The sequence below is a fragment of the Bradyrhizobium pachyrhizi genome (assembly GCF_001189245.1).
GTDB classification, from domain to species: Bacteria; Pseudomonadota; Alphaproteobacteria; order Rhizobiales; family Xanthobacteraceae; genus Bradyrhizobium; species Bradyrhizobium pachyrhizi.
Window position 1 is genome coordinate 10138 of the sequence record NZ_LFIQ01000067.1, and the last position, 6624, is coordinate 16761.

The following is a 6624-nucleotide window of genomic DNA, read 5'->3' on the forward strand; positions in this document are numbered from 1 at the left end:
AATTCCCCGGGGCGCAATTGCGCCCCTGAGGTTCGACGCTGCGCGTCGCCCCGGAATGACGCTGTCCCGTCGCACCATCACCGCTCCGCCAGATAGACCTCGCCGAGCAGCGACGAATTCGACCACGGCACCTGCTTGCCCTTGGTCGCGGCGACGACCTCGGCGCGGACCCGGGTCAGCATCTGCTGCACCTCGAGGCCGGGCGTGCCGACATGGCGCGACAGCGCCGCCGAGAACGGGCTGTTGGCGCCTTCGCGGTCGAGGGCGACCTGGCCCGGCGCGGTCGCAAACGCGATCAGCGTGCCGGCGCCGAGCGTCGAGCCCGATCCGAGCGAGGCGGGCGCGGCAAGGCCGGAGCCCGCTTCGATGCCGCGGCTTGGACCTGCGGAGGCCAGCTGCGGCGCCATCGGATTGTTGCGGCAGGCATCGAGGATCAGGATGTTGGTGCGGATCTGGTCGTCGAGCCCGGCCATGATGGTGTCCATGTCGACCATCGCGTCGGTCATGCGCGCGCCCGCCCTGAACTCGATGTCGACCGGCACGAGATAGTTGCGGCCATCGACCTGCACGCCGTGACCGGCATAGTAGACCACGGCGATCTGCGATCGCGCCGCCTCGCGCAGGAAATCGTGGATCGTCTTCTGCATCGTGTCGCGATCGAGATCGAGCCCCTCGGAGACGGTGAAGCCGATGTCGCGCAGGCTCCTGGCGATGGCGCGCGCATCGTTGGACGGATTGGGCAGCGCCTTGACATGCGCATAGGCGCCGTTGCCGATCACCAGCGCGAGGCGCCGGCCGGTTGCTGCCGCCGGGGCCGCGCGGCGGGCGGCGCCGGTGCCGGTGTCTTGACGGAAGCGGCCGGTGGCGCGGCCGGGCTGCTCTCGGCGGCCGGCGCCGCCGCGGTCTTGCGCGGTGCCGCGTCGGCTTCCTTGAGCAGCGCGAGCCGCACCTTCGCGGTGGCCTGGTTGGCCTTGCTGCCGGCATCGGACGCCACGCCTACGAGCACCGCGGCGTAATCTTCCTTGGCATGCGCAGCATCACCCTTCGCTTCATAGCTCAGGCCGCGCTGGGTATAGGCCGAGATCAGCACGCTGCCGGGCGGCGTCATGATGTTGACGGGCGCCTTGGCTTTGGCGAGCCGGATGGCCTCCGACGTGTCCGCAATCGCGCGCTCGATCTCGCCCTTGGCGCGCCAGATCACGGCGCGGCTGATCAGCGGCTGCGGCAGCGACGGGTCGATCCTGACCGCCTCGTTGATGTCGGCGAGCGCGCCGTCGAGATCGCCGAGCGCACGCTTCGAGGCGCCGCGGTTCTGATAGGAGAAGGCTGACTTCGGAGCGGCCTTGATCGCGGCGTCATAGTCGGCGATCGCCTTGGCATAGTCGCCCTTGCTGCGATAGGCGTTGCCGCGGTTGTGGAAGATGATGCCGCTCGGCGGCCCCATGCGCAGCGCATCGTTGAAGTCGGCGATCGCGATGTCGTACTCGCCTTTGTCGAAATAGGCTGAGCCGCGCAAATTGTAGACGGCGGTGCTGGGCTTGAGGCGCAGCGCCTCGGTGGCGTCGGATATCACCTGGGCGTAGTTGCCCTTCTTGTTCCAGCCGACCGCGCGCCAGAAATAGATGGTCGCGAGCTTCTCGCCGGAAAACACCTTCAGCGCGATGATCTTGGTGCAGGCGTCGATCATCTGGTCGGCCGGCGTGGTCTCGGTCGTGCAGAGCGGACCGAGCTGGGAGTGCGCCTGGGCGAAACAGGGCGCCGACGAGAGCAAAGCGGCAAGGAGGGCGGGGATCAGGAGCAGGCGGCGCATCGGTCATCCGGGGTAAGGCCGTCATGGCGATCGATGACGGCAGGGCGGTCCAAGAGACCGGTCCAGGGGGCGGTCCATGACTGTTTGGTGATCGGGCAGCAGAGGGGGTTCAACTGGTGGGAAAATGGTGATAAGACGCTGCCAGTCATCATTTCTGCCCACTCTTGTCCCACTCGCCGTTGCCCACCCAAGGCGCCATGAAGAACGACGAAATCCTCAGCCAGATCACGGATTTCTGCCGTCGCTCCGACATGGCGGAGACGACGTTCGGCCGCCGCGCCGTCAATGACGGCAAGCTGGTGTACCGGCTGCGCGAGGGCAAGCGCATCACCATCGATACGCTCGACCGCATCAACGGCTTCATCGCGACCTCGACGCCGGGCGGCGTGGCGCCGCCGCGCGGCCTCGTGGTGCCGCCGGAAAAGCGCGATCCACGGGGCAATTTCCGGTTCTTCGAGAACCGCCAGCGCTATTTGCTGTTCGTCCACACCTGCAGCGAGAAGCGGGTGATCGCCGACCGGGTTGCGCTGGAATTGGCCGCCATCCATCCGCGGCCGCCGGCGCTGCGGGTGTTCGATGCCGGGATGGGCGACGGCACGGTGCTGGCGCGGGTCTTGCGCGCCATGCATGGCCGCTTCCCACATATGCCGTTCTATGTCGCCGGCAAGGAACTGAGCCTCGAGGACGTCCGCCTGACCCTCGACAAGGTCCCCGACCGCCTGTTCGAGCATCCGGCCAGCGTCTTCGTGTTCACCAACATGTATTACGCCGAGGCGCCGTGGCTGACGCCCAAGAACTCCGCGGCGGCCGCCAGCATGATCTGGCACGAGGTGGCGCTGCGGGGCGCGTCCTCGGGTGAGTTCGAGGCCCAGATCGCCGAACTCGGTCCGTTCCTGGAGCATAACTGGCGCGCCAATCTCAGCCCCGGCAATGCGATGCCGATCTATGAGCGGCCGGTGGCGCTGGTCCTGTACCGGGACGATCACCGGTTCCTGCTCGATTCCATCATTCCGCGGGCCGGCCGCACCGAAGCCAATTTCGATCTTGTGATCGCCTCGCAGCCCTACCGTGCCAAATCCTCGGTGAACTTCCGCGCCAAGCGGATCATCGCGCCGCTGGCCCGCGCGCTGCGCGGCGGCGGACGGCTGATAGGAATCCACTCCCACGGCGGCGATCCCGGACTTGAAATGATTCAAGCCGTCTGGCCCGGAGAAAATCCTTTCGCCGTCAGCCGTCATGAGATACTGCGCGCGGTGAAATACGAGTTGGGCTCCGCCGGCCGCGAGCTGAACTTCAACGCCTACGCCGATAACCGTTCGATCTTCCGATATGATATGGAAGCGCTGCCCAATGAGGTAACCGGCTCGATCGGAACCTCGACGGCCTTTGCTGCGTGGAATGCGGCGGTGTATGTCGCGCAGATCGAAGATGAGCGGTTGACCGAAACGACCGAAAACGGACGAGCTCTCGAGGCCACGCGCGAAGTTCTCCGCAAACACAACGGGCTGTGGTTCTACGACGAATCCTACGTCATCTCGCGGCGACGAGACTGACATGCCGGGGACATATTCACCAACCAACGTCGGACTTCGACTTAACAAGGGGTTTGCTTGATGCGCGCGTCTTACCTGTTCACCAGCGAGTCGGTCTCGGAAGGCCATCCGGACAAGGTCTGTGATCGTATCTCGGATGAGATCGTCGATCTGTTCTATCGCGAGGGACCGAAAGCGGGCATCGACCCGTGGCAGATCCGCGCGGCGTGCGAGACGCTCGCGACCACCAACAAGGTGGTGATCGCCGGCGAAACGCGCGGCCCGAGCTCGGTCACCAACGACCACATCGAGAGCGTGGTTCGCTCTGCAATCAAGGACATCGGTTACGAGCAGGACGGCTTCCACTGGAAGAACTGCGACATCGAGATCCTGCTGCATCCGCAGTCGGCCGACATCGCGCAGGGCGTCGACGCGCTGCAACCGGGCGAGGTCAAGGAAGAGGGTGCCGGCGACCAGGGCATCATGTTCGGTTACGCCACCAACGAGACGCCGGACCTGATGCCGGCGCCGATCTTCTACGCCCACAAGATCCTGCGGCTGATCTCCGAAGCGCGCCACTCCGGCCGCGAGAAGGTGCTGGGTCCGGACTCCAAGAGCCAGGTCACGGTGCAGTACGAGAACGGCAAGCCGGTCGGCGTCCGCGAGATCGTGGTCTCGCACCAGCATCTGATCGAGGACCTGTCGTCCAAGCAGATCCGCGACATCGTCGAGCCCTATGTCCGCGAGGCGCTGCCGAAGGAGTGGATCAGCGACAAGACGATCTGGCACATCAATCCGACCGGCAAGTTCTTCATCGGCGGTCCCGACGGCGACTCTGGCCTGACCGGCCGCAAGATCATCGTCGACACCTATGGCGGCGCGGCTCCGCATGGCGGCGGCGCGTTCTCCGGCAAGGATCCGACCAAGGTCGACCGCTCGGCCGCCTATGCCGCGCGCTATGTCGCCAAGAACATCGTCGCAGCCGGTCTCGCCGACCGCTGCACGCTGCAGCTCGCCTACGCGATCGGCGTGGCGCGTCCGCTGTCGATCTACATCGACACCCACGGCACCGGTAAGGTGTCGGAGGATCAGCTCGAGAAGGCGGCGGCCAAGGCGATGGATCTGACGCCGCGCGGCATCCGCAGCCATCTCGATCTCAACCGCCCGATCTACGCGCGCACCTCGGCCTACGGTCATTTCGGCCGCACGCCCGACAATGAGGGCGGCTTCTCCTGGGAGAAGACCGATCTCGTCGAGCAGCTGAAGCGCGCGCTCTGATACTCTTACCTCGCCCCGCTTGCGGGGAGAGGTCGCCGCGAAGCGGCGGGTGAGGGGGACTCTCCGCGAACTCAACGCGCGGATGGAGCCCCTCACCCCGACCCTCTCCCCGTAAGAACGGGGAGAGGGAGAAGGCCGCGCCGCAGGCGTTCGGCTCGCTTTGTTACTGACACACTGGATTCACCGATTAGGAAACAGACATGAACGCCCCCACGAAGCCCGGCTTCACCGACTACATCGTCAAGGATATTTCGCTCGCCGATTTCGGCCGCAAGGAGATCTCGCTGGCCGAGACCGAGATGCCCGGCCTGATGGCCACCCGCGAGGAGTTCGGCCCCAAGCAGCCGCTGAAGGGCGCGCGCATCGCGGGCTCGCTGCACATGACGATCCAGACCGCGGTGCTGATCGAGACGCTGGCCGCGCTCGGCGCCGACATCCGCTGGGTCTCCTGCAACATCTATTCGACCCAGGATCACGCCGCGGCTGCGATCGCCGCCGCCGGCATTCCGGTGTTCGCCGTCAAGGGCGAGACGCTGACCGAGTACTGGGACTACACCGCAAAGCTGTTCGACTGGCACGGCGGCGGCACGCCGAACATGATCCTCGATGACGGTGGCGACGCCACCATGCTGGTGCATGCCGGCTACCGCGCCGAGCAGGGCGACACCGCCTTCCTCGACAAGCCGGGCTCCGAGGAAGAGGAGATCTTCTACGCGCTGGTCAAGCGCCTCCTGAAGGAGAAGCCGAAGGGCTGGTTCGCCGAGATCGCCAAGAACATCAAGGGCGTCTCGGAAGAGACCACCACGGGCGTGCATCGCCTGTACGAGATGGCCAACAAGGGCACGCTCCTGTTCCCGGCGATCAACGTCAACGACAGCGTCACCAAGTCGAAGTTCGACAACCTTTATGGCTGCCGCGAGTCGCTGGTCGACGGCATCCGCCGCGGCACCGACGTGATGCTGTCGGGCAAGGTCGCGATGGTTGCCGGCTTCGGCGATGTCGGCAAGGGCTCGGCCGCCTCGCTGCGCCAGGCCGGCTGCCGCGTCATGGTCTCCGAGGTCGATCCGATCTGCGCGCTGCAGGCGGCGATGGAAGGCTATGAGGTCGTGACCATGGAAGACGCGGCGCCGCGCGCCGACATCTTCGTCACCGCCACCGGCAACAAGGACATCATCACCATCGAGCACATGCGCGCGATGAAGGATCGCGCCATCGTCTGCAACATCGGTCACTTCGACAACGAGATTCAGATCGCCGCGTTGCGCAATCTGAAGTGGACCAACATCAAGCCGCAGGTCGACGAGATCGAATTCCCCGACAAGCACCGCATCATCATGCTGTCGGAAGGCCGGCTGGTGAACCTCGGCAATGCGATGGGCCATCCGTCCTTCGTGATGTCGGCCTCCTTCACCAACCAGACGCTGGCGCAGATCGAGCTGTTCGCCAACAACAAGGACAGCAAGTACGCCAAGAAGGTCTACGTGTTGCCGAAGACGCTGGACGAGAAGGTCGCCCGCCTGCACCTCGCCAAGATCGGCGTCAAGCTGACCGAGCTGCGCAAGGACCAGGCCGACTACATCGGCGTCAAGCAGGAAGGTCCGTACAAGTCGGATCACTACCGCTACTGATCCGCGCCCGCAGCGATCGATCACGTGAAGAGCCCCGGCATCGCCCGGGGCTTTTTGCTGGGGTGACGCGGGTGACAGATGGGCCGTCTTCGCGGCGGAACGACTCTCTGACGTCGCCAAATACCCGTCGTCGTCCCTGCGAAAGCAGGGACCCATACGCCGCAGCGGGTGTTGGGAGCGGGACTCATCGTCCCAGCATCGTTCAACAATCAGCATTTGTGGTTATGCATGCGCACTCGTCGGTCGCGCACGCGGCGTCCACCGCATCTCACCACAACACCCGTGACGATGCGCAGGCGCCCCTCGATCGGGTGAGACGGGGAAACCATACACCGAGTTGTGCTTCGGGCTTGCGCCGTCGGGCAACTCAGTGGCA

The 6624-nt window shown here is 65.4% G+C and carries 3 protein-coding genes and 1 pseudogene; 3 read left to right on the forward strand and 1 reads right to left on the reverse strand.

The features are described from left to right. Window positions 1-77 precede the first annotated feature (77 nt). Window positions 78-1810, reverse strand: a pseudogene (locus AKL29_RS14070) (caspase family protein). Window positions 1811-2007: 197 nt separating this feature from the next. Between AKL29_RS14070 and AKL29_RS14075 the strand changes: the two are divergent. The 3 genes from AKL29_RS14075 (at window position 2008) to ahcY (ending at window position 6248) form a co-directional block, all read left to right on the forward strand. Continuing rightward, the gene (locus tag AKL29_RS14075; RefSeq protein ID WP_050384611.1) at window positions 2008-3363 is read left to right on the forward strand and encodes a hypothetical protein; all 1356 of its coding nucleotides are present in this window, start codon (window positions 2008-2010) and stop codon (window positions 3361-3363) included. A 60-nt stretch (window positions 3364-3423) separates the two neighbouring features. Next, window positions 3424-4620 carry a methionine adenosyltransferase gene (metK, locus tag AKL29_RS14080; protein ID WP_050384612.1) on the forward strand — a complete coding sequence of 399 codons (1197 nt, stop codon included), beginning with the start codon at window positions 3424-3426 and terminating at the stop codon, window positions 4618-4620. Between the two features lie 200 nt (window positions 4621-4820). After that, complete coding sequence (gene ahcY / locus AKL29_RS14085) at window positions 4821-6248, forward strand: adenosylhomocysteinase (protein WP_050384613.1); 1428 nt, start codon at window positions 4821-4823, stop codon at window positions 6246-6248. The last annotated feature ends 376 nt before the right edge of the window (window positions 6249-6624 follow it).